This window comes from Halomonas sp. 328 (genome assembly GCF_015645095.1).
Taxonomy (GTDB): Bacteria; Pseudomonadota; Gammaproteobacteria; order Pseudomonadales; family Halomonadaceae; genus Bisbaumannia.
The window spans coordinates 38,116-60,433 of the sequence record NZ_JADOTW010000001.1 but is presented as its reverse complement, the minus strand read 5'-3'; the positions used below and the strand labels follow the sequence as shown (position 1 = coordinate 60,433).

General features: G+C 68.2%; 18 protein-coding genes. 11 read left to right on the top strand and 7 right to left on the bottom strand.

Annotated features, from left to right (window positions below; translation table 11 throughout):
• Nucleotides 1-211 precede the first annotated feature (211 nt).
• The 3 genes from IHD13_RS00285 (at nucleotide 212) to IHD13_RS00275 (ending at nucleotide 3,902) form a co-directional block, all read left to right on the top strand.
• A complete protein-coding gene (locus IHD13_RS00285; protein ID WP_195859029.1) occupies nucleotides 212-1,162 on the top strand; it encodes a TAXI family TRAP transporter solute-binding subunit in 951 nt (316 codons plus the stop codon).
• Between the two features lie 56 nt (nucleotides 1,163-1,218).
• Nucleotides 1,219-3,510 carry a TRAP transporter permease gene (locus IHD13_RS00280; RefSeq protein WP_195859028.1) on the top strand — a complete coding sequence of 764 codons (2,292 nt, stop codon included), beginning with the start codon at nucleotides 1,219-1,221 and terminating at the stop codon, nucleotides 3,508-3,510.
• Between the two features lie 122 nt (nucleotides 3,511-3,632).
• A complete protein-coding gene (locus IHD13_RS00275; protein WP_195859027.1) occupies nucleotides 3,633-3,902 on the top strand; it encodes a hypothetical protein in 270 nt (89 codons plus the stop codon).
• Nucleotides 3,903-4,035: 133 nt separating this feature from the next.
• Here IHD13_RS00275 and IHD13_RS00270 read toward each other — a convergent pair whose 3' ends face one another.
• From IHD13_RS00270 to IHD13_RS00250, 5 genes are all read right to left on the bottom strand, one after another.
• Nucleotides 4,036-5,472 (bottom strand): coniferyl aldehyde dehydrogenase, encoded by a 1,437-nt coding sequence (locus tag IHD13_RS00270; protein ID WP_195859026.1) that lies wholly within the window; start codon nucleotides 5,470-5,472, stop codon nucleotides 4,036-4,038.
• Nucleotides 5,473-5,542: 70 nt separating this feature from the next.
• Nucleotides 5,543-5,758, bottom strand: coding sequence for a hypothetical protein (locus tag IHD13_RS00265; RefSeq protein WP_195859025.1), 216 nt, complete (start codon nucleotides 5,756-5,758; stop codon nucleotides 5,543-5,545).
• Nucleotides 5,755-8,034 (bottom strand): heavy metal translocating P-type ATPase, encoded by a 2,280-nt coding sequence (locus tag IHD13_RS00260; RefSeq protein WP_195859024.1) that lies wholly within the window; start codon nucleotides 8,032-8,034, stop codon nucleotides 5,755-5,757. The genes IHD13_RS00265 and IHD13_RS00260 overlap by 4 nt, the downstream gene beginning before the upstream one ends.
• A 70-nt stretch (nucleotides 8,035-8,104) precedes the next feature.
• Nucleotides 8,105-8,560, bottom strand: coding sequence for a Spy/CpxP family protein refolding chaperone (locus IHD13_RS00255; RefSeq protein WP_195859023.1), 456 nt, complete (start codon nucleotides 8,558-8,560; stop codon nucleotides 8,105-8,107).
• Nucleotides 8,561-8,692: 132 nt separating this feature from the next.
• Nucleotides 8,693-9,019 (bottom strand): hypothetical protein, encoded by a 327-nt coding sequence (locus tag IHD13_RS00250; protein ID WP_195859022.1) that lies wholly within the window; start codon nucleotides 9,017-9,019, stop codon nucleotides 8,693-8,695.
• A gap of 692 nt (nucleotides 9,020-9,711) precedes the next feature.
• On the opposite strand from IHD13_RS00250, the gene IHD13_RS00245 reads away from it, so the two are divergent.
• The 8 genes from IHD13_RS00245 to gntR all read left to right on the top strand — a co-directional run bounded on the left by IHD13_RS00245 (nucleotide 9,712) and on the right by gntR (nucleotide 19,608).
• Nucleotides 9,712-11,520 (top strand): multicopper oxidase family protein, encoded by a 1,809-nt coding sequence (locus IHD13_RS00245; RefSeq protein WP_195859021.1) that lies wholly within the window; start codon nucleotides 9,712-9,714, stop codon nucleotides 11,518-11,520.
• Between the two features lie 76 nt (nucleotides 11,521-11,596).
• Nucleotides 11,597-12,463, top strand: coding sequence for a WD40/YVTN/BNR-like repeat-containing protein (locus tag IHD13_RS00240; RefSeq protein ID WP_195859020.1), 867 nt, complete (start codon nucleotides 11,597-11,599; stop codon nucleotides 12,461-12,463).
• Nucleotides 12,464-12,747: 284 nt separating this feature from the next.
• Nucleotides 12,748-14,097, top strand: a complete 1,350-nt coding sequence (gene cls / locus IHD13_RS00235) for a cardiolipin synthase (RefSeq protein WP_230086029.1) — start codon at nucleotides 12,748-12,750, stop codon at nucleotides 14,095-14,097.
• Nucleotides 14,098-14,568: 471 nt separating this feature from the next.
• Nucleotides 14,569-15,648, top strand: a complete 1,080-nt coding sequence (locus IHD13_RS00230; protein ID WP_195859018.1) for a TRAP transporter substrate-binding protein — start codon at nucleotides 14,569-14,571, stop codon at nucleotides 15,646-15,648.
• 69 nt (nucleotides 15,649-15,717) lie between these two features.
• On the top strand, nucleotides 15,718-16,287 hold the full coding sequence (locus tag IHD13_RS00225; protein ID WP_195859017.1) for a TRAP transporter small permease: 570 nt from the start codon (nucleotides 15,718-15,720) through the stop codon (nucleotides 16,285-16,287).
• A gap of 4 nt (nucleotides 16,288-16,291) precedes the next feature.
• Nucleotides 16,292-17,575: a TRAP transporter large permease gene (locus tag IHD13_RS00220; protein WP_195859016.1), complete on the top strand. Its 1,284-nt coding sequence runs from the start codon at nucleotides 16,292-16,294 to the stop codon at nucleotides 17,573-17,575.
• A 234-nt stretch (nucleotides 17,576-17,809) separates the two neighbouring features.
• On the top strand, nucleotides 17,810-18,292 hold the full coding sequence (locus tag IHD13_RS00215) for a gluconokinase (RefSeq protein ID WP_195859142.1): 483 nt from the start codon (nucleotides 17,810-17,812) through the stop codon (nucleotides 18,290-18,292).
• A gap of 320 nt (nucleotides 18,293-18,612) precedes the next feature.
• The gene (gene gntR / locus IHD13_RS00210; protein WP_326838294.1) at nucleotides 18,613-19,608 is read left to right on the top strand and encodes a gluconate operon transcriptional repressor GntR; all 996 of its coding nucleotides are present in this window, start codon (nucleotides 18,613-18,615) and stop codon (nucleotides 19,606-19,608) included.
• Nucleotides 19,609-19,624: 16 nt separating this feature from the next.
• On the opposite strand, the gene IHD13_RS00205 is transcribed toward gntR, so the two are convergent.
• Both IHD13_RS00205 and trkA read right to left on the bottom strand, forming a co-directional pair.
• Nucleotides 19,625-20,731, bottom strand: a complete 1,107-nt coding sequence (locus IHD13_RS00205; RefSeq protein ID WP_195859014.1) for a fatty acid desaturase — start codon at nucleotides 20,729-20,731, stop codon at nucleotides 19,625-19,627.
• A gap of 212 nt (nucleotides 20,732-20,943) precedes the next feature.
• On the bottom strand, nucleotides 20,944-22,317 hold the full coding sequence (gene trkA, locus IHD13_RS00200; protein WP_195859013.1) for a Trk system potassium transporter TrkA: 1,374 nt from the start codon (nucleotides 22,315-22,317) through the stop codon (nucleotides 20,944-20,946).
• Nucleotide 22,318: the final 1 nt, after the last annotated feature.

Below are 22,318 nucleotides of genomic sequence, written 5' to 3'. Positions count from 1 at the left end.
GCCGCACTCTGACGCCCCGGACGCTTCCGGGCAAGTATCGGTGTCCCGGCCTCCCCGGTTTGGCCAGAGCGTATAGAATAATTAGTGGTCGCACGGCGATTGTTCCCTGCCATCGGCGCCCCGAGCCGTCGCCGGACCCCGTGTCCGCTGGTGCGACCCGGCCCGGGGGCGCGAGTGCCAAATTCCTATGCCACATAGGGGGGAGGCCGTCATGAAGAAATTTATCCTGGGATGCCTGGTCCTGGCGTTAGGCCTGGCGACGGCGCTGGCGGTTCATGCCCAGCGCCAGTTCCTGACCATCGGTACCGCCAGCGTGGTGGGCATCTACTATCCCGTGGGCGGTGCCACGGGGCAGATCATCAACCAGGCGGACGTGGGGCTGCGGGCCACGGTGGAGGCCACCGGCGGTTCCGCCTTCAACGCCCGGGCCCTGGCCGCCGGCGAGCTCGACCTGGCCATTGCCCAGTCCGACGTGATCTACCAGGCCTACCACGGCGAGGCGGGTTTCGAGGGCGAAGCGGTGGAGCAACTGCGCACCGTGATGGGCCTGCATGCCGAGCCGCTGCACCTGGTCTGTTCCCGGGAGTCCGGGGTCGCCAATGTGCGCGATATCGCCGGCAAGCGGGTCAATATCGGCAATCCCGGTTCCGGCATCCGCTTCACCGTGGAGCAAGCCCTGCGGGCGCTGGAGATCGACCTGGACGACTTCGAACCCTTCAGCCTGACCGCCCCCGAAGGCGTCGATTTCCTGCGTGATCGCCGCGTCGACTGCTTCTTCTACACCATCGGCATCGGTGGCGCCGCCCTGCAGGACATCAGCACCACCCAGGACGTGGTCTTCGTGCCCATGGACGATGCGGTGTTCGAGACCCTGGTGGAGGAGTTCCCCTACTTCGCCTTCACCGAGGTGCCCGCCGGTACCTATCGCGGCCAGGAGGAGGACATCACCCTGTTCGGGGTCAAGGCGCTGTTCGTCACCACCACCGACCTGGACGAGGAAGTGGTCTACCAGGTGACCAAGGCGGTGCTCGACAACCTCGAGACCTTCACCCGGATCCATCCGGCCCTCAACTTCCTCACCGCGGAGGACTTCCTGAGCGGCCTGGGTGCCCCGCTGCATCCCGGGGCCGAGCGTGCCTATCAGGAGGCCGGCTTACTCTAGGTGACCCTCGGGGCCGGGGTCACCCGGTCCCGAGCTTTCGACGCTGAGGTCGCGCCATGGTCGAGCCGACGCCCCCCTCGGTGGCCGATGCCGAGGCCGCCCGCGAGGCGCGCCGCCTGGTCGAGACGTTCGAGACCGGTGCCCGGCAGCCCAGCGGGGTCCTGCTGTGGGTGATCGTCGGCCTGACCCTGGGCTGGTCGCTGTTCCAGCTCGGGGTGGCCAGCGTGCTGGCGGTGGACGTGGTCATCCAGCGGGCGGTGCACGTCTTCTGCGGCATCACCCTGGCCTTCCTGGTCTTTCCGGCGATTCGCGGTCACCGGCGTCCGGGGATCTTCCAGCTGGCGGTGCTGGGAGGGCTCAGTCTCGGCGTCGGCTATGCGGCGGTGCGCCTGGTGGGGGAGGTCACGCCGCTATCGCCGCCCCATTGGCTGGCACTCGGCGTGGGGCTCGCCCTGTGCGTGGCGGTACTGGCCTCCCTGCGGCTCGAGCAGATCCAGCGGATTCCCTGGTTCGACCTGCTGTTCGCCCTGCTGGCCGGGGCCGGCGCCCTCTATCTGGTGGTCGACTACCAGGGCCTGCAGGCCCGCCAGGGGCTGGCGATCAGTCGCGAGATCTGGATCGGCCTGCTGTTCATGCTGCTGCTGCTGGAGGCGACCCGGCGCAGCCTGGGGCCGGCGCTGGCGGTGATCGCCGGGCTCTTCTTCGTCTACCAGCTCACCGGTCCCCGGGGCGCCATGCCCTGGTTGGCGGAGTGGATGCCAGATCTGTTGGCGCATCGCGGCGCCAGCCTGCAGCGCGCCATCAGCCAGCAGTATGTCACCACCGAGGGGATCTTCGGGGTGCCGGTAGGGGTCTCCACCGCCTTCGTCTTCCTCTTCGTGCTGTTCGGCTCCATGCTCGACAAGGCCGGGGCGGGCAAGTACTTCATCGACGTGGCCAACTCCTTCCTCGGCCACCTGCGGGGTGGGCCGGCCAAGGCGGCAGTGGTGGCCTCGGGGATGACCGGCATGGTCTCCGGCTCGTCCCTGGCCAATGTGGTCACCACCGGTACCTTCACCATCCCCTTGATGAAGCGCACCGGTTACCCGGCCCACAAGGCGGGGGCCTGCGAGGTGGCGGTTTCCACCAACGGCCAGCTGATGCCGCCGGTGATGGGGGCGGCGGCCTTTATCATCGCCGAGTTCGTCGGTGTGCCCTATATCGAGGTGATCCGCGCCGCGGCCATTCCCGCCTTCGTGGCCTACTTCGCGCTCTTCTACATCATGCATCTGGAGGCCCTGAAGCTGGGGCTGCATGGCATTCCGCGCCACGAGCTGCCGCCGCGCCTCAAGACCTTCGTCGGCGGCATCCATTTCCTGATCCCGGTGGCGGTGCTGGTCTACTACCTGGTGATCGAGCGGCGCACCCCGGGCTATGCGGTGATGGTGGCGATCCTGGCGCTCGCCGTGCTGATGCTGGTGCAGGAGCCGATCAAGGCCCATTTCCAGGGGCGGCCCCTGCTGCCGGCCCTGGGCCACGGGATGGTGACCCTCTTCCATGGCCTGCTGGCCGGGGCCCGCAATATGGTGGGCATCGCCGTGGCGGTGGCCGCCGCCGGGATCATCGTCGGCTCGGTGAGCCAAACCGGCGTGGGCCTGCGGCTCACCGAGATCATCCAGATCCTCAGTGCCGCCATGGCCTCGGGGATCGGTCTGATCACCCTGCCGGTGGTGGCCTTCTTCGGTGGTGACGTGACCGCCTTCGATACCACCACCCAGTTCGCCATCGTGCTGCTGATCACCGCCGTGGCCAGCCTGATCCTCGGCCTGGGGCTGCCCACCACCGCCAACTACGTGGTGATGGCGACCCTCACCGCCCCGGTGATCTACCACCTGGGCAACGAGTTCGGCTTCGGCATCCCGCTGTTGGCCGCGCACCTCTTCGTGTTCTTCTTCGGCATCCTCGCCGACGACACCCCGCCGGTGGGGCTGGCCGCCTATGCCGCCGCCGGCATCGCCAGAAGCGACCCGATCCGCACCGGGGTCCAGGGTTTTATCTACGACATGCGCACCGCCATCCTGCCCTTTATGTTCATCTTCAATGTGTCGCTGCTGCAGATCGGCGTGAGCGGCTGGCTCGAGATCCTGCATATCTTCGCCAGCGCCCTGGTGGGGATGATGGCCTTCGCTGCTGGGGTGCAGGGCTTCGTGCGCCTCAAGACCCTGCTACTCGAGCGCCTGGTGCTGCTGGCGGTGGCCTTTATGCTGATCCAGCCCAACTGGTTCACCGACATCCTCGGGGTGAGCCTCTACGGGCTGGTTTACCTCTCCCAATGGCTGCGCCAGCGCCGCCGCGCCGATGCCGACTGAGGGGCGGCCGATTCGCTGGCTGCCCTGGCTACCGAAAAAGATTGACGCCGGCACGGCGGCGGGATATCTAGCCTTACCGGCATCGTGCCGGTTGAAAATGAGATCCCGAGGGTTCGAGAAACATGCCGCTGCGCCGCTGTTTGCCCGTCCTGCTGGTGACCGCCCTGGTCGCCGGCTGTGCCAGTACCACCATCGCCCCCCGCTATACCACCGACAACCCCGATATCCTGCGGATCGGTGGCGAACGCCCCGCCAATCCTGATCTCCGCGTCGAGAACGCCGGCTCCTTCTGCGTCGAGATCAGCGAGCGCTGGAGCGAACACGGCAGGACGCCGGACGGCCAGTCGCTGTGGGCCAAGGACACCCTGCGCAAGGTAGTGCCCTGCCCCTGAGCGTCAGGGACGCCTGCGAATCAGCGCGCCCGACGGCCCTGCCGTCGGGAACACTGTGTTGGGCCCGGCGTCGACCCCGTGTCGATGACTCTTCCAACGGGTGATGGAGACGATTCGGCAGGGGTGAGCCGGGTCAGCGCAGCCACCAGCGGTAGAGCCATTTGAGCAGACGGCCGCCATAGGGCGGGTAGATCAGGCGGGCGGCATTGAATTGCCCCTTGTGGTAGATGCCCTTGGCATGGCTGAAGGTGAGGAAGCCCTCGCGGCCGTGGTAGTGGCCCATGCCGGAGGCGCCGATGCCGCCGAAGGGCAGGTCGTCCTGGGCGACCTGCATCACGCAGTCGTTGAGGCACATGCCGCCGGCATGGCTGCCTTCGATGACCCGCCGCTGCTCGGCGCCATCGGTGCCGAAGTAGTAGAGCGCCAGGGGCCGGGGGCGCTCGGCGAGATAGGCCAGCGCCTGCTCCAGGGTGTCGTAGGGCAGGATCGGCAGCAGGGGGCCGAAGATCTCCTCCTGCATCACCCGCATCTCATCGTTGACTTCAAGCAGCAGGGTGGGGGCCATCAGGCGGGCGCCCGCCGGGAGCGCGTCGGCATCGAGCAGGGGCACCGCCCTGGCGCCCTTGGCCTCGGCATCGTCGAGCAGCGCCCGCAGGCGATCGTAGTGGGGGGCATTGATGATCCAGGTGGCGTCCGGGTTGTCGGCCAGGCTCGGCAACTGGCGCCGCACCTGGCTGGTCAGCGCCTCGACCAGCGCTGCCACCCGGTCGCGGGGGCAGAGCACATAGTCCGGGGCCACGCAGGTCTGGCCGGCGTTGAGCCCCTTGCCAAAGGCCAGGCGCTCGGCGGTGTGGGCCATCGACGCCCCGTCGCCGATCAGCGCCGGCGACTTGCCGCCCAGTTCCAGGGTCACCGGGGTCAGGTTGGCCGCGGCGGCCTGCATTACCCGACGCCCCACGGCGGTGCTGCCGGTAAACAGCAGATGATCGAAGGGCAGGGCGGCGAAGGCCTCGGCCACCGCGACCTGGCCGCCCACCACCGCGACCTGGCGCTCGTCGAAGGCCTCGGCCAGCACCCGGCGCAGGGCCTCGCCGCTGGCCGGGGTCGCCTCGCTGATCTTGATCAGCGCCCGATTGCCGGCGGCCAGCGCCGAGACCAGCGGCCCGATGGCCAGGAAGAGGGGGTAGTTCCAGGGCACCATGATGCCCACCACCCCCAGCGGCTGGTAGACCACCCGGGCTCCGGCCGGCTGGAAGGGCAGGCCGACCCGACGGCGGGCGGGACGCATCCAGCCTTTCAGCCGGCGGCGAGTGAAGCGAATCCCCTCCAGGGACGGCAGCAGCTCCGCCAGCCGCGTCTCGTCATGGCTGCGATGGCCGAAGTCGCGGGCGATGGCCTCGCACAGGGTGTCCTGGTGGCGTACCAGGGCGGCTTCCAGCCGGCTCAGGTCGGCCCGGCGCCGTTCGGCACTCGGCATGGGGTCGGCGGCGAAGGCCCGTCGCTGGGCGGCGAAGCAACGCTCCAGGCGAGCGATGGCGGCGGCATCCGTGGTGGGCAGGGCGGCATCCATGGCGGCTCCTCGGCAGGGCATGCCGCCAGGATTAGGCATCTCACCGGGGCGGTCAACTCGCGGTTGCCGCTCAGCGGCGCTTGTTCGGTGGCTCCGGTGACTCGTCACTCGAGTCGCCATGGTGACCATGGCGATGCAGCAGCAGGTGGGCGCCCAGGCAGAGCGCCATGGGCAGCAGCAGCCAGGCGCCGCTTCCGGGGGAGCCGCCGCGCGATATCAGCAGCAGCATGGCACCCCCCATGATTGCCAGGCAGGCGAACATCATGGCGTGGTGATAACGGTTCATCGGGAGCCTCCTTCGCGCCCGGGGAGGCGGGCGAAGCGTCGCTTGAGCAGCAGGGAGTTGCCGATCACCGACAGGGAGCTGGCGGTCATGGCGATGACCCCGAGCATCGGGTGCAGCAGGCCCAGGGCGGCGATGGGGATCGCCGCCAGGTTGTAGCCGCTGGCCCAGACCAGGTTCTGGACGATCTTGCCGAAGGTGGCGCGGGAGAGGTGCATGGCGTCCACCACGCCGGTCAGTTCGCCGCGCACCAGGGTCACGTCGGCGGCCTCGATGGCCACGTCGGCCCCGGCGCCGATGGCGATGCCCACATTGGCCTGGGTCAGGGCCGGGGCGTCGTTGATGCCGTCGCCGACCATGGCCACGTGATTGCCGTATCGCGCCTGCAGGGCACGGATGGCCTCGACCTTGCCCTCGGGGAGGACCCCGGCCTGGACCTCGTCGATGCCCACCTCCTCGGCGATGGCCCGGGCGGCCCGCGCGTTGTCGCCGGTGACCATCACCACATGCAGGCCGAGGGCGTGCATGCCGCGGATCGCCTCCACCGACTCCGTCTTGAGGGTGTCGGCCACCGCCAGCAGCCCCAGGGCCTGGCCATCGGCGGCGACGATCACCACGCTGCGCCCCTTGCCCTCGAGCTCGCCCATGGTGTCATCCAGGGCGTCGAGGCCGGTCACGCCGTGCTCCTCCAGCAGGCGGCGGTTGCCGATCAACAGCGTCTCGTCGCCCACCTTGCCGGAGACGCCACGGGCCCCGGTGGAGCGGAATTCGCTGACCTCGCCGGGCGGGACATCGCGCTCGCGGGCGCCGTCGACGATGGCCCGGGCGATGGGATGCTCCGAGGCGTGCTCCACGCTGGCGGCGAGTCGCAGCAGGCGCGCCTCCTCGACGCCTGCGGCGGCGACCACCTCGGTGAGTCGGGGCTCGCCGCGGGTGATGGTGCCGGTCTTGTCGAGCACCATCACCCGGATGTCCTTGAAGGTCTGGATCGCTTCCCCGGAGCGGATCAGGATGCCGCGTTCGGCACCGATGCCGGAGCCGACCATCAGCGCCGTGGGGGTGGCCAGGCCCAGGGCGCAGGGGCAGGCGATGACCAGTACGGCGATGGCGGCGAGGATCGCCAGCACCGGCGTGGTCGCCGCGGGATTCACCCAGGGCAGGAAGCCGGCCCCCCAGTCGAGGATCGGGCGCAGGGCGTCCGGGAACAGCGCCCAGACGATCAGGCTGGCCAGGGAGATCGCCAGCACCGCCGGCACGAAGCGCCCGGTCATGCGGTCGGCGAACTCCTGGATCGGCACCCGCGAGCCCTGGGCCTGGTCGATCAGGCGCACCACCTGGGCCAGGAAGGTGTCGCCGCCGACCCGGGTGGCCTTGACCCGCAGCCGGCCCTCCTTGTTGAGGGTGGCGCCGATCACCGTGTCGCCGGGGCCCTTGTAGACCGGGATCGACTCGCCGGTGGCCAGGGACTCGTCCAGGTGGCTCTCCCCCTCGAGCACCTCGCCGTCGGTGGGCACCTGGTCGCCGGGGCGCACGATCATGATGTCGCCGGGGGCGAGTTCCTTCACCGCCACCTCGACCTCCTCGCCGTCGCGCTCCACCCGGGCCGTCTTGGCGCCGAGGGTCAGCAGCCGGCGGATCGCCTGGGAGGCGCGCCCCTTGGCCAGGGCCTCCAGGTAACGGCCCAGCAGGTGGAAGGTCATGATGGTCGCCGCCATCTCGACGAAGGAGGTCATGGGGGTGACGAAGCCGACCAGGCCGATCAGGTAGGGGGGCAGGCTGCCCATGGAGATCAACACGTCCATGTTGAAGGTGCGATTCTTCAGCGAGCGCCAGGCCGAGCGGTGGGTGGCCGCCCCGCCGTGGAGGAAAACCACTGGAAAGGCCAGCGCCACCACGATCAGCAGGTAGCCGGGAATCGGCCGCCAGAACATCTGCGGCATCATCAGCAGCATGATCAGGGTGGTGGGTACCGCGGCAATGATCAGCCGCTGGCGGGCCTGGCTGAGGTAGGTTTCCTCGATCTCGGCATCGGCTTCGGCGTCCTCCTCCGCCTGGACGGCGGCCACGTCATAGCCGGCGCCTTCCACCGCCCGGCGCAGGGCCTCGGCGTCGGGGCCGGACTCATCGGCGGCGACCCGGACATGGTGGCTGGCGATATTGGTCTCGATCTCGCCCACGCCGTCGAGGCGCTGCAGCGTGGTACGCACGATACCGGCACAGTGATCGCTGCCCATCCCCGGCACGGTCAGGGTGATGGTTCTCGGTGTCTTGTCGGCCATCACGAGTCTCCTGATGGAAAGCCCAAGCGGGCGACCGCGAGGCGATCGCCCGGCTCAGGGGAACGCGGGGTCAGTGATGGGCGTCGTGATCGTCCGGATCGACGCCACGCTCTGGGGTGGCCTGCTGAAGCTGCTGGCGTTGCTCCTCGGTCAAGAGATCGTGCATGGCGTGGCGCAGGCGCACCATCTCGGTCAGCATCTCGCCATGCAGCTCGGCCATCTGCCCATGCAGGGCCTGCACTGCTTCGGGATCGGGGCGCTCGCCGTGCATCTCGGCCAGCAGGTCGTCGCGCAGGTTCATCAGTCGCGCCATGCGCTCGAACTGGGCCGGGCGCTGCGTCTGCATCATTTCCCGCATCTCGCGGCGTTGCTCGGGGTCAAGCATCGGCATCATGCCCATGCCGGAGGCGCCCATCATTCCAGGCATCGTCCCGGGGCCCATTTCCTGGGCGACCGCCATGCCGCTGCCGGCGATTCCCAGGGCGAGCGAGAGGCCCCAGGCGATGGTGTGTTGGCGTAGTTTCATGATCTGACTCCTGGGGCCACAGGCCCACCTTGAATTGCCTGGCCGTCAAGGCCGAAAAGGATGTCGCTTGTTCGAAGTGCCGCTCGGCGCTTCGGCAGTCGCTTCGTCGAACCGAGGCGAACCGGACAGGACTCAGGAGCGGAAACGTTGGGTCAGCAAATAGAGCGGGGGCGCTGGGGCCATGACTCGCCCCGGAAGGAACAGTGGGGACAGCGTCACCCCTGGCGCGGTGGCGATGGGCCGCGCCGGGGGAGCCAGTGCCGTGGGCTCGATATCCATCAGGGTACTGCGCAGCAGCGCCAGGGCGGAACGCTCCTGGTGATGTCCATGGTGACAGTGGGGGATGTCGCTCGGCGCTAGGGGTACCGAGGAGGACGGGACACCGGGGGTGGCGGTCAGGACGGAACCGGACTGCCCACTCGGCATGATCGAGACCGACAGCAGCACGAGCAGGAGCACCGCCAACACGCCGCCGAGCGGCCCGGACAGGGCAGGTCTCTTGCTGGGGTGGGGCATCTGGCCGGACATTGCCATGGTGGTCGATCTTTGCGGGAGTGATGCCTCTACCATAGTGCAGATCCGCGGGGCGTCACTTGATCCACGTCATGTCAGGCGATAGGCAAAACCTCGGTGCAACACCATGCTTGCCGCACCCTCGAGGCCCATGGAATACTCGCCCCATATGCTCTTACCGGTGTCGCCATTCGTCATGTGCCGCTTCCGATGCTCCGGGTTACTCTGCGTCTTGCTGGGCCTCGTCCTGGCCTTGTCGCCGTTGGCCATGGCGGAGGCTCACGGCACGGGGATGCCTTGTCCCCACGAGAGCGGTATCCCTCACGCAGAGGCCGCGTTCGCCGCGTCCCAGGCCCTGGCACACCCGGGGCATGATGACTCCCATGCCATGGCGCATTCCGGGACTCATGCAGGAAGCCTGGGAGGCACTTGTCAGCTCTGCAGCCACTGCGGTGCCGGGCTGGTGGCGCTGCCGATGCCCTCGGACTCGGCGCTGAGCGCGCCAGTCGTCGTCGCTCTCACCGGGTGGCCGCCGGCCCCCCGGGAGCGCCTCGAGCGCCCCCCTCGCGTCTAAGTCGTTTCCCGCTGCCGCTCGTCCGTCGACGAGCGCCTTCCCAGAAACGATAAGGACGATTCGTATGCAACGTCGCGATTTCCTGCGCTATTCCGCCCTGGGCGGGGTGGCCCTCTCCGCCTCCGGCCTGCTGGCCTATGCCGTGGCCGGACGCCATGCCCCTCATGCCGATCCGGCGAGCGGCACCGACGGGCTGTTGAACCCCGAGGCACTGGCCGATGGCCAACCACTGCGGTCGCTACCGCGTATCATCAACCTGGCCGAGGCCCCGGGGCAGTTTCGTAGCGCCCTGACTCCGGCCCCCGCCGAGGTGCCCCTCGACGGGGGCCTGGCGGCTCATCTCTGGCTCTATAACGGCAAGCTGGCGCCGCTGATCGAGGTCAGCGAGGGGGATGAGCTCGATATCACCCTGATCAATGAGCTGGCGGCGCCCACCAGCCTGCACTGGCACGGGGTGGCGGTGCCCCATGCCCAGGATGGCGGCCCCTGGCATGCGGTGGCTCCCGGCGCATCGCGGCGCTATCGCTACCGCCTCGCCGAGGGCAGCGCCGGGCTGCATTGGTTCCATCCGCACCCCCATCAGGGCACCGCCGAGCAGATCGCCCATGGCCTGGCCGGGGCGCTGCTGGTGCGCCCCCGGGAGGAGCCGCTGCCGGAGGACATCGAGGAGCACCTGCTGCTGGTCAGCGACCTGCGCCTGGATGAGGAGGGCCGGGTCGCCCCCCATCACCCGGTGGACTGGATGAACGGCCGCGAGGGCGAGCTGCTGCTGGTCAATGGCCAGCGCCGACCCAGGCTCGAGGTGGCCCCGGGCACTACCCTGCGGCTGCGCCTGATCAATGCCTGTGCCGGGCGCTACCTGCGCCTGCGCCTGGACGAGCATGAGCTCACCCTGATCGGCACCGATGGCGGCCTGATCGAGCGCCCCCAGGCGCTGGACGAGCTGCTGCTCACCCCGGGGGAGCGGGCCGACCTGCTGGTGCGCATCGATGAGCGCGGGGGAGAGCGCTTCCGGCTGGCCAGCCACCCCTACGAGCGGGGCTGGATGGGGCCGCGCCCGGCCCATCTCGAGGCCGTGGCACCGCTGCTCGAGATCGTCACCGATGCGGCGCCGCCCCGACCGTCCCTGGCCCTGCCGGCGACCCTGACCCCCATCGCCCCCCTGGGCGAGCCCGCGGTGCGCCGTGAGGTCACCCTCACCGAGGTCATGCGTGGCGAAGGGCATGGCGATCATGGCGCCATGCATGGTGGCGGCCAAAGCGGCAGTCACGGTGATCACGGCGCTGGTCATGGGGCGATGCACGGCGGCGGTCATGGCGGCGATCACGGCGCTGGTCATGGCGGCGATCACGGCGCTGGCCATGGGGCGATGCACGGTGGCGGTCATGGCGGCGACCAGGGCGCTGGTCATGGGGCGATGCACGGTGGCGGTCATGGCGGCGATCATAACGGTGGCCATGGTGATCATGGAGCGATGCCTGGCGGCGGCCACGGTGACCACGCCATGCCGGCGATGGGGGAGGGCGCTCGCCCCCCGGTGGACTTCCTGATCAATGGCCGCACCTTCGCCATGGACGAGGTGCTCTTCGAGGGGCGCGTCGGCCAGGTGGAGGAGTGGGAGCTATTCAACGACTCCCATATGGACCACCCCTTCCATCTCCATGGCACCCACTTCCAGGTGGTCGCGACCCGTGACGCCGATGGCGAGTGGCGCGACGCCCCCTGGCTGGCCTGGAAGGACACCGTCAACCTGGCCCCCTACCAGCGGCTGAGGATCCGCCTGGCCTTCCGGGAGGCCGGTGACTGGCTCTTCCACTGCCATATCATCGAGCATGAGGAGCTGGGGATGATGGCCACCATCCGTGTGAGCTGAGGTCGCCCGCGGCACCTCCCATGCCGGGGCCGCGGGCCGGCCCCGGCCTTCTCAGGATGAAGGAGAGACTCTTGCGATGCGCGACTTTCGAAGCGTTTTCCTGCTGCTGACCGCGATGGCGGCCCTGCTGCTGGCGGGCTGCTCCCGCGAGCCAGAGGGCATCGGCCTGGAACAGCTGCGCCAGCAGACCCATATCCATGGCCTGGCCTTCGACCGTGCGGACAGCGCGCGGATCTGGCTGGCCACCCATCACGGCTTCCATGTGGTCGGTACCGATGGCCTGGCGCGCCGGGTGTCGGAGGAGACCCATGACTTCATGGGCTTTACGCCCCATCCCGAAGAGGCCGAGACCTTCTTCGCCAGCGGTCACCCGGCCCGGGGCGGCAACCTTGGCGTGATGGTCTCCACCGATGGCGGCCAGCGCTGGGCGCAGCGCTCGCCCGGCGTCGAGGGACCGGTGGATTTCCACCAACTGACGGTCAGTGCGGCCGAGCCCGAGGTGCTCTACGGGGCCTATCGTGGCGGCCTGCAGGTCAGTCGTGACGGCGGTCACCAGTGGCAGGTTCAGGCCCGGGCGCCGGAGGGCTTGATCGCCCTGGCGGCCTCGAGCCGCGACCCGCAGCATCTCTACGCCGCCACCCAGGCCGGGCTGCTGATGAGCCCCGATGGCGGCCAGCGCTGGCGCCAGCTGCATGACGAGCGTCGTCCGGTCAGCCTGGTGGTGGTCGATCGCGGGCGGCTCTATGCCTTTGTGGTCGGGGTCGGGCTGATCCGCGCCGAGGAGGGCAGCCGCGACTGGGAGGTGATCCATCGCGGCTGGGAGGAGGGCTATCTGGTCCACCTGGCGGTGGATCCGTCCGACCCGGCGCATCTGGTGGCGGCGGATGAGCAGGGGCGGTTGCTGCGTAGCACCGATGGCGGTAGGGCATGGGTGCCGCTATGAGCCCCGGACCGGAGAGAGCGGGAGCCTCTCGATGATGCCGTACCCCCCAGGTCGATGCGAGGTCGGGTCGTGATGCGTGAGGTCTCGTGGCTGGCTCTGTCGAGAGAATCGCCGGGAGCGGAGCAGGCGCCGCTGTTGTCGCCGTGGGGGGAGAGATGAGCAAAACGCGGGTATCACGGGCGTCACTCGATGGGGCTGCCAAACGCCGCAGGCCTTGGCGGCGGCTCCTGCTACTGCTTGGTCTGGCCCATGCGATCGGCTTCGTCTCCTCGCTGGATGCCATGATGTCGAGCCGCACCTCTCAGGGGGCCATTGCCTGGATCGTCTCCCTGAATACGGTGCCCTATGTGGCGGTGCCGACCTACTGGGTGTTCGGACGTGCGAAGTTCCAGGGCTACGTCACCTCACGGCGTGACGAGGACTCGGCCCTGGGCCGGGCGCTGGCCGACAAGCTTGCCGAGCTGCGCTCGCACGCGGTCTCGGGCGCTCACGGTGACAAGCACCTGGTGGGTGTCGAACAGTTGGCCAAGTTGCCGTTTCTCGGGGGTAACCGGGTGGAGCTCCTGATCGACGGGGAGCAGACCTTCGAGAGCCTGTTCGCTGGCATCGAGACCGCCGAACGCTACCTGCTGGTGCAGTTCTATATCGTGCGGGCCGATGAGACGGGGATGGCCCTCCAGGCTCGGCTGATCGAGAAGGCTCGGCAGGGAGTCGAAGTCTACTTTCTCTACGACGAGATTGGCAGTTACGCCCTGCCGGCTCATTACCTCCAGGCGCTGGAGGAGGCTGGGGTCCGCGTGCACCGCTTCCACTCCACCCGAGGGCCGGGCAATCGCTTCCAGCTCAACTTCCGCAACCACCGCAAGATCGTGGTCGCCGACGGCGAGCGCGCCTGGGTCGGTGGTCTCAACGTCGGCGACGAGTACCTGCACGGCCACCCACGCATCGGGCCCTGGCGAGACACCCACCTGATGATCGAGGGACCGGCCGCCCTGGCGCTGCAACTGGTATTCCTCGAGGACTGGCACTGGGCCACCGAGGAGCTGCCGGAGCTACCCTGGGAGCCGACCCTTCCGTCCCATCATGCCTCGCCGGTGCTGATCCTGCCGACTGGCCCCGCGGACCGCTTCGAGACCGCCAGCCTGATGATCCAGCAGGCGATCCACGCCGCCCACCAGCGAATCTGGATCTCCAGCCCCTACTTCGTGCCCGACGAGGGGGTGCTGGCGATGCTCAAGCTGGCGGCCCTGAGTGGCGTGGACGTGCGGGTGCTGATCCCCGAACGCCCCGACAATCCACTGACCTACTTCGCCGCCTACGCCTTCCTCGACTCCCTGCTCGAGGCGGGAGTCCAGGTTTATCGCTACGAGGGAGGCTTCCTGCATGGCAAGGCCTTTCTGGTGGACGACGGCGGCGCGGCGGTGGGTACCGTGAACCTCGACAATCGCTCCTTCCGCTTGAACTTCGAGGTAACGGCGCTGGTGATGGACCCCCATTTCGCCGCCGAGGTCGAGGCGATGTTCGAGGACGATTTCGCCCGCTCCCGGCGGATGCGCCCCGGCGAGATCGAGGCGCAACCGCTCTGGCATCGGGTGGCGGCGCGGGCGGCCTATTTGCTGGCGCCGGTGCTGTGATCCCGAGGGAGCGAGACTCGCAGCCGGGATGCCAGAGCGCCAGTCCCTCCCAGCGTGATCGACCAGAATGAAGCAGAACATGGGATACCAGCCGCTGACCCAGACCCGACGATACCCGATTCATTCCCCTCATGGCCTGAACCAGAGGCAGAGCGCTGGCGAATTCGGCGTCCATAGCCGCACGATCGGCCGAGAGTTGCGTCGACACGCTACCGCCGGAAGCTCTGGATGACTCCTCAGGAGCACTGAATAGAACGGGTGCTGCGCTTACCGGTAAAGCCGGGAGTCCCGCCCCAGGCGGGGCTTAGACCATGGTCTAAGCCCCGTTTTTCGTTCATTCGTTGACACCCTGGCGAGACGACGACTAGGCTCAGCATGAAAGTTACCGGTAACATTGTCCCGCTAACTTCCCTGCCTGCCGCCATGCCCGGCGGTAGCGACCAACAACAACGCAGATCACGGAGTCACGCCATGACACCTCGTTGGAGCCGCGCCTTCGCCCTGACCGGGGCCGCCATCCTCTCCATTGGCATCGCCCAGGCCCAGACCCCCGAGCTCTCCGCGCCCCCCGCCATCGACGGCGAGGTGGTGGGTGACCACGGCAGCCATACCATCCGCATGGGCTTCGGCCTCTCGGAGGGCTCGCCCCAGTACCTCTCCAGCCGCTACTTCGCCGATATCCTCGAGCAGCGCAGCGAGGGGCGTCTGTCGGTGAATATCTTCCCCAACAGCCAGTTGGGCGATGACGTCCAGATGATGGAGATGCTGCAGACCGGCACCCTGGACATGACCTACCCCTCCAGCTCGGCGGCCACCTCCTACGTCTCCGAGCTGGCGGTCTTCGACCTGCCGTTCCTGCTGCCCACCCGGGAGGCGGCCATCGAGGTGCTGCAGAGCGAGGCCGCCCAATCGATGCTCGATGCCTTCGAGGGCACCGGCATCAAGGCCCTGGCCTTCTCCGAGAACGGCTATCGCCAGCTCTCCAACAGCGCCCGCCCGGTGGCCACTCCCGAGGACGTGGCCGGCATGAACGTGCGCGGCCTGACGGTGCGTACCATGGAGAACCCGGTGCACCTGGCGATCTGGCAGGCATTGGGTGCCAACCCCACGCCGATGGCCTTCGGCGAGCTCTTCTCGGCCATGGAGCAGGGCGTGGTGGACGGCCAGGAGAACCCCTGGAGCACCATCCTCACCTCCAACTTCCACGAGGTGCAGGACTACGGTTCCGAGACCCGCCACGTCTATACCCCCTTCATCATGATGATGTCGGAGCGCACCTGGAATCGCCTGGCGCCGGAGTATCAGGCCCTGGTGCAGGAGGCGGCCCGCCAGTCGGCGGCCTACGAGATCCAGATCAGTGCCGAGTATGACGACTGGGCCCGCGATCAGCTCGAGGAACGCGGCATGCAGATCACCCGCCTGGACGACGAGCAGATTGCCGCCTTCCAGGAGGCCGTGCAGCCGGTCTATGACGACTGGGGCCCGCGTATCGGCGAGGAACTGATCGCCGAGATCCAGCAGATCGCCGCCTCCGTCGCCGACGACGAATAAGCCTCCCACCCCGATGTTCGACCCGGCGGGGCCCGCGAGGGCCCCGCCACCCGCCTCAGGAGTCCCGCGATGGACACCCAAGCCACCCCCGATCCCCACGCCTATGTGGAGGATCCCAACCGCCGCCCCCTGGAGCTGGATATCGAGCAGCGCCGCGGGCCGGCCCTGTTCCGCTGGCTCACCGTGATCATGGAACAGCTGATCGCCGCCCTGCTGGTGGCGCTGATCCTCGCGGTCTCGGCCAATGTGGTGGGCCGGGCCCTGTTCAACCACGCCCTGCCCTGGGCCGACGAGCTGGCCCGCATGCTGTTTATCTGGCTGGTCTTCGTGGGTGCCGCGGCGGCCTTCGCCCGCTACGAGCATATCGCCGTGGATTTTCTGGTGCGCCGCCTGCCGCGTCGGGGCGCCTACCTGCTCTACCTGATCCAGCACCTGATCATCGCCGCCCTGATGGGGGTGATCCTGTGGGGCGGGCTCCTGGTGATCTCGCGTTCCACGGCCCGCACCGCCCTGCTGGGAGTGCCCTGGAACCTGATCAACGCCTCGCTGATCGTCTGCGCGCTCTTTATCGGCGCGGTGGCCCTGTGGCGCGCCTGGCAGTGCCTGACGCGACTCTTCTCATCCACTTCCGGGAGCTGATGCCATGCTGTGGATCTTCCTGGCGATCCTCTTCGCCTCCATCGCCCTGGGCCTGCCCATTGCCTTCGGTCTCGGCGTGGCGGCCGTGGTCATGGCCCTGCTCTCCGATATTCCCCTGTCGATCCTGATCGAGCAGTCGATCCGCGGGGTCAACAGTTTTCCGCTGCTGGCGATTCCCTTCTTCATCCTGGTGGGGGAGGTGATGAGCGCCGGCGGCATTGCCCGTCGCCTGATGGACCTGGCCGCCGCCCTGGTCGGTTTCATCCGCGGTGGCCTGGGCCAGGTGGCGATCACCGGCTCGATGTTCTTCGGTGGCATCAGCGGCTCGGCGGTGGCCGATACCGCCGCCACCGGTTCGATGATGATCCCCTCCATGACTCGCCAGGGCTATTCGGCGCCCCATGCCACCGCCATCAACACCGTCTCCTCGGTGATCGGCATCATCATCCCGCCGTCGATTCCGCTGATCCTCTACGGCATCGTCACCGAGACCTCCATCAGCCGGCTGTTTATCGCCGGCATCGTGCCGGGGCTGCTGATCGGCCTGGCGCTGATGGTCACCACCTTTATCATGGCCAGCCTCGAGCACGCCGGCCAGACCCGCAAGTTCCGCCTGGCGCCCCTGTGGCAGGCCTTCAAGGCCGCCTGGCTGGCCCTGGTGCTGCCGGTGATCGTGGTGGGCGGCATCATCGCCGGGGTCTTCACCGCCACCGAGGCGGCGGTGGCGGCGCTGCTCTATTCGCTGTTCATCTCGGTGGTCTGCTACCGGGAGATCCGCCTGCCCGACCTCTGGGGCATGTGCATCCGCACCGCGCGGCTCACCGGCATGGTGCTGCTGCTGCTGGCCTTCGCCACCGTGATCGCCTGGTTCCTGACCATCAACATGGTGCCCCAGACCCTGGTGCGCCAGGTTCAGGCGATCACCCAGGAGCCCTTCCTGCTGCTGCTGATCGTGGCGGCGCTGCTGCTGTTGATCGGCTTCGTGATGGACCTGACCCCGGCCATGGTGATCATGGCGCCGATGCTGGCCCCCATCGTCACCTCGGTGGGCGTCGACCCTGCCTACTTCGGGGTGCTGATGGCCTTTATCCTCGGCATCGGCCTGCTGACCCCGCCGGTGGGTACCTGCCTCTACGTGGGCTGCGGGGTGGGCAAGGTCTCCATGGAGTCCCTGGTCAAGGCGATGCTGCCCTATTACGCGGCCCTGTTGGTGATGCTGCTGGTGCTGGTGGCCTTCCCCGGCCTGGTTACCTGGCTGCCCGATCTGACCGCCGTGCGCGGCAACTGAGGTGGAGAGTGAACATGCCCCGGCATTTCATCCTGGCCACCTGGCTGCCTGCTCTGGCCACCCTGACCGCCGTGCGCGGCAACTGAGCCGAGGGGAGATCATGACGGCGTCTTACCCAATCCCGGCCACCTGGCTGCCTGCTCTGGCCACCCCGACCGCCGTGCGCGGCAACTGAGACGAGGAGTGATCGTGACTCAGGCTTCCTACCCCACGGTTTCCTACCGCATCCTGGTGATGGGCGTCTCCGGCTCGGGCAAGTCCCATGTCGGCCGCCTGCTGGCGCGGCGCCTCGGCGCCGACTTCATCGACGGCGATGATCACCATAGCGACGCCAACGTGGCCAAGATGGCCCGCGGCATCCCGCTCACCGACGACGACCGGCGCGGCTGGCTCGATACCCTGGCGGGGCGGTTCGCCGACTATCGTGGCCGCGACGCCTCGGTGGTGATCGCCTGCTCGGCGCTCAAGGCGCGCTATCGCGGGCGCCTGCGCCGCGGCGATCCCGAGCTGCGCATCCTCTACCTCGACGGCGAGCGGGCCTTGCTGCGCGAGCGCCTCGGCTCCCGCCAGGGGCACTTCTTCAAGGGTGATGCCATGCTCGCCAGCCAGCTCGCCGATCTGGAACCGCCGGGGCCGGAAGAGGCCCGGGTGGCGAATATCGCCGAGTCCCCCGAGGCCATCGTCGAGGCCTTTGTCGCGGCGCTGGGGCAGGGGTAGCGCCATGGAATGGCATAGGGGCGCTGGGGGTAGGCCGGAGCAAAGCGTCTTTTTCAGGGGTGAGGAAGACCCTTCCGAACGGGTAGGCCATGGATGGCCTACCCCGGCCCTGAAAGCGAAGCAGGATAGCGTAGCGCCTCAGGAAAAAGTCGAGCGTCCAAGGATGGATTTACAGCGTCTTTGCGAGGGTCCGGCCGCCGGGGGCCTACCCACAGGTTAGCCCCGTGCTCCAATGGCGATGTCAAAGCGCGGTAGAGGCATGATTTACCCGGGCAACTCCGCTAAGGTGTTGACCTGATTTCAGCGACGGGCGAGCCATGGTGAAGAAGAAGCGTCCCACCCTCCAGGATATCGCCGACCGGGTCGGTGCCACCAAGATGACCGTGAGCCGTTGCCTGCGCGACCCGGCCACGGTCTCGGAGGGCCTGCGTGAGCGCATCTTCGAGGTGGCCGAAGAGCTTGGCTATATCCCCAACCGGGCCCCGGACATTCTCTCCAAGGCGCGCAGCCACGCCATCGGCGTGCTGGTGCCCTCCTTGACCAACCAGGTGTTCGCCGAGGTGATCGTCGGCATCGAGGAGGTCACCGAGCCGGCGGGCTACCACCTGATGCTCTCCCACTACGGCTACGACGAGGCCCTGGAGGAGCGCAGCCTGGCCTCGCTGCTCTCCTACAACGTGGACGGGGTGATCCTCTCCGATAGCCAGCATAGCCCGCGCAGCCTGCGCATGCTGGAGACCGCCGGCATTCCCACCGTGGAGATCATGGACAGCCGCACCCCGCCGCTGCACCAGGCGGTGGGCTACGACAACGTGGAAGCGTCGCGGGCCATGGTGGAGGCGATGATCGCCCGGGGGCGCCGCCATGTGGTCTACCTGGCGGTGCGCCTGGATGCCCGCACCCGCCAGCGCGGCGAGGGCTACGCGGCGGCCATGGCGGCCGAGGGACTGACGCCGCTGACCCTGCAGAGCAGCCAGCGCTCCTCCTACAGCGTCGGCGCCGAGCTGATGGGCGAGGTATTGGCCAACCACCCGGACACCGATGCGCTCTTCTGCACCAACGACGACGTGGCGGTAGGCGCCTACTTCGAGTGCCTGCGCCGCGGCATCCCGGTGCCGCAGCGCATCGCCATCGCCGGCTTCCACGGCCACGACGTGGGCCAGGTGATGGCGCCCCCCCTGGCCAGCGTGATCACCCCGCGGCGGGCCATCGGCGAGCGTGCCGCCCGGGAGCTGCTGGCCCGCCTGGACGGCCGGCCCATCGAGGAGTCCACCGTCGACCTGGGCTACCGGCTCGCCTTCGGCGGCACCCTCTAACTGCCCTGGCCTCGTATCACCTGGCTGGCTGTCGGCCGCCGAGGGCCTGCGGCGGAGCGATCCGACGTACTCGGTCAGGGCTGCTGCCAGCCTCGGTCGGCGACACTTCTCGTGCTTCGTCAAAGGAGACCAGGCGCCGCTTCTCCTCATCCCATAGCGCGAGCTGCACCGCTGCGAAGCTTTGCCGCAGCGTCAGGCGGCCGACACGCCGGAACTCGGGGTGGTAATGGAGCACCTCGGGTAGACGGTAGAAGGGGATGCGGCTGCAGAGGTGGTGGACATGATGCACCCCGATATTGGCGGTGAACCAGCGCAGCACACCCGGCAGGTCATAGTGCGAACTGCCATGCAGCGCCGCCTCGTGGAACGTCCAGTCATTGTCATGTTCCCAGAGGGTCTCCGCGAACTGGTGCTGGACATAGAACAGCCAGACGCCGATTGACGCGGCGAGCAGCATGATCGGCAGATGGACCAGCAGGAAAGGGCCGACGCCGACTAGCCACATCATCGCGGTGACGCCGGCCGCGATCGCCGCGTTGGTGCCCATGGTGCTCAGCCAGGGCATCCATCCCGCGCGGTGGAAACCCCGAGGCAGGCGATTATCCAGCAGGAAAATGTACGCCGGGCCGAGACCGAACAGCACCAGCGGATGCCGGTACAGGCGGTAGCGGAGCCGCTGCCGTCGCGGCAGGCCCTGGAAGTCGCGCACGGTCAGGGTGTTGATGCCGCCGACACGCGGGCGATCCAGGTTGCCGGAGTTGGCATGATGGCGTGCATGGGTGTGGCGCCATACATCGTAGGGCGTCAGGGTCAGAACGCCGATCCCCCGTCCTACCCAGTCGTTGACGCGTTTGGATCGGAAGAAGGATCTGTGGCTGCAGTCGTGCATGATCATGAACATGCGCACGAGAAAACCGGCGGCGGGCACGACGAGCAACAGGCCAAGCCAGTGGCCGGCGCCCAGGCTGGCCCATAGCAGTATCCAGAGGGTGGCGAAGGGAATCACCGTGAGCATGATTTCCAGAACGCTGCGGGCGAGGCGTGGCTCGCGGTAGGCGCCGAGCATGCGCATCAATGCCCGTGGTTCGGTGGTGATGTCGTCATTCGGCTCTTGGAGGGCCATGTTCAGGTTCCTGATGAGCCCGACACGCCATTCTATGGTCTACCGACCCGGCAGGATGCGTGCCTGGTTGTCTTGGGGCAAGGCGCTTCGAACCACTCCTGCTGCGACCATGGACTCGAATGCCCTCAATCCGTAGGTTGGCGCCTGGCGCGCAGGGTGTCTGTACGCGACCGCACACTCGCGGGGAGGGCCGCCGGGGGCCGCGCTGCTTCCTAAAAGAAGGTCAGGCCGACCTGGAAGAGGCGCTCCACGTCGCGGATGCGGCGCTTGTCGATCACGAACAGGATCACGTGGTCGCCGGACTCCACCACCACGTCGTCGTGGGCGATCAGCACCTCCTTGCCGCGCACGATGGCGCCGATGGTGGTGCCGCCGGGCAGGTCGATCTCGCCGATGGCGCGGCCCACCACCCGGGAGGAGCGCGCATCGCCGTGGGCGATCGCCTCGATCGCCTCGGCGGCACCGCGGCGCAGGGAGTGGACATTGACGATATCGCCGCGCCGCACATGGGTCAGCAGGCTGCCGATGGTGGCCTGCTGGGGGGAGATGGCGATATCGATCTCGCCGCCCTGCACCAGGTCCACGTAGGCGGCGTTGTTGATCAGGGTCAGCACCCGCCGGGCGCCGAGGCGCTTGGCCAGCATCGACGACATGATATTGACCTCGTCGTCGTTGGTCAGGGCGCAGAAGATATCGCAGTCCTCGATGTTCTCCTCCAGCAGCAGGCGCTTGCTGGTGGCGCTGCCGTGGAGCACCACGGTGCGGTCGAGGCGCTCGGAGAGGGTGGTGCAGCGCTCCAGGCTATGCTCGATGATCTTCACCTGATGGCTGTGCTCGAGCATCTCGGCGAGGCGCTCGCCGATATTGCCGCCGCCGGCGATCACCACTCGGCGGAAGTCCCGCTCGACCCGGCGCAGCTCGCTCATCACCGCGCGGATATCGCGGCGGGCGGCGAGGAAGAACACCTCGTCGTCGGCCTCGATCACGGTATCGCCCCGCGGGATGATCGGCCGGTTGCGGCGGTAGATGGCCGCCACCCGGGTATCCACGCTGGGCATATGGCGGCGCAGGAAGCCCAGGTCCTGGCCCACCAGGGGGCCGCCGTAGAAGGCCTCCACCGCCACCAGCTGCACCTGGCCGCCGGCGAACTCCAGCACCTGCAGGGCGCCGGGGTACTCGATCAGGCGGCGGATATGGTCGGTGACCACCTGCTCGGGGCTGATCAGCACGTCGATGGGCACCGCCTCGTGGGCGAACAGGCCCTTGCGGGTCAGGTAGGCGGTGGCGCGGACCCGGGCGATCTTGGTGGGGGTGCGGAAGAGGGTGTGGGCGACCTGGCAGGCGATCATGTTGACCTCGTCCTGGCTGGTCACCGCGATCAGCATGTCGGCGTCCTCGCAGCCGGCCTGGCGCAGCACCATGGGGTAGGAGGCGGGGCCGCTGACGGTGCGGATATCGAGGCGGTTGTGCAGCTCGCGCAGCCGCTCGCCGTCGGTGTCCACCACCGTGATGTCGTTCTCCTCGTGGGCCAGGTGTTCGGCCAGGGTGCCGCCGACCTGACCGGCGCCGAGAATGATGATCTTCATG

Excerpts from the sequence above, each read along its gene's own strand:
- IHD13_RS00285 (WP_195859029.1), top strand. The coding sequence starts at position 212 with ATGAAGAAATTTATCCTGGGATGCCTGGTCCTGGCGTTAGGCCTGGCG.
- IHD13_RS00280 (WP_195859028.1), top strand. The coding sequence starts at position 1,219 with ATGGTCGAGCCGACGCCCCCCTCGGTGGCCGATGCCGAGGCCGCCCGC.
- IHD13_RS00275 (WP_195859027.1), top strand. The coding sequence starts at position 3,633 with ATGCCGCTGCGCCGCTGTTTGCCCGTCCTGCTGGTGACCGCCCTGGTC.
- IHD13_RS00270 (WP_195859026.1), bottom strand. The coding sequence starts at position 5,472 with ATGGATGCCGCCCTGCCCACCACGGATGCCGCCGCCATCGCTCGCCTG.
- IHD13_RS00265 (WP_195859025.1), bottom strand. The coding sequence starts at position 5,758 with ATGAACCGTTATCACCACGCCATGATGTTCGCCTGCCTGGCAATCATG.
- IHD13_RS00260 (WP_195859024.1), bottom strand. The coding sequence starts at position 8,034 with ATGGCCGACAAGACACCGAGAACCATCACCCTGACCGTGCCGGGGATG.
- IHD13_RS00255 (WP_195859023.1), bottom strand. The coding sequence starts at position 8,560 with ATGAAACTACGCCAACACACCATCGCCTGGGGCCTCTCGCTCGCCCTG.
- IHD13_RS00245 (WP_195859021.1), top strand. The coding sequence starts at position 9,712 with ATGCAACGTCGCGATTTCCTGCGCTATTCCGCCCTGGGCGGGGTGGCC.
- IHD13_RS00240 (WP_195859020.1), top strand. The coding sequence starts at position 11,597 with ATGCGCGACTTTCGAAGCGTTTTCCTGCTGCTGACCGCGATGGCGGCC.
- cls (WP_230086029.1), top strand. The coding sequence starts at position 12,748 with ATGTCGAGCCGCACCTCTCAGGGGGCCATTGCCTGGATCGTCTCCCTG.
- IHD13_RS00230 (WP_195859018.1), top strand. The coding sequence starts at position 14,569 with ATGACACCTCGTTGGAGCCGCGCCTTCGCCCTGACCGGGGCCGCCATC.
- IHD13_RS00225 (WP_195859017.1), top strand. The coding sequence starts at position 15,718 with ATGGACACCCAAGCCACCCCCGATCCCCACGCCTATGTGGAGGATCCC.
- IHD13_RS00220 (WP_195859016.1), top strand. The coding sequence starts at position 16,292 with ATGCTGTGGATCTTCCTGGCGATCCTCTTCGCCTCCATCGCCCTGGGC.
- IHD13_RS00215 (WP_195859142.1), top strand. The coding sequence starts at position 17,810 with ATGGGCGTCTCCGGCTCGGGCAAGTCCCATGTCGGCCGCCTGCTGGCG.
- IHD13_RS00205 (WP_195859014.1), bottom strand. The coding sequence starts at position 20,731 with ATGGCCCTCCAAGAGCCGAATGACGACATCACCACCGAACCACGGGCA.
- trkA (WP_195859013.1), bottom strand. The coding sequence starts at position 22,317 with ATGAAGATCATCATTCTCGGCGCCGGTCAGGTCGGCGGCACCCTGGCC.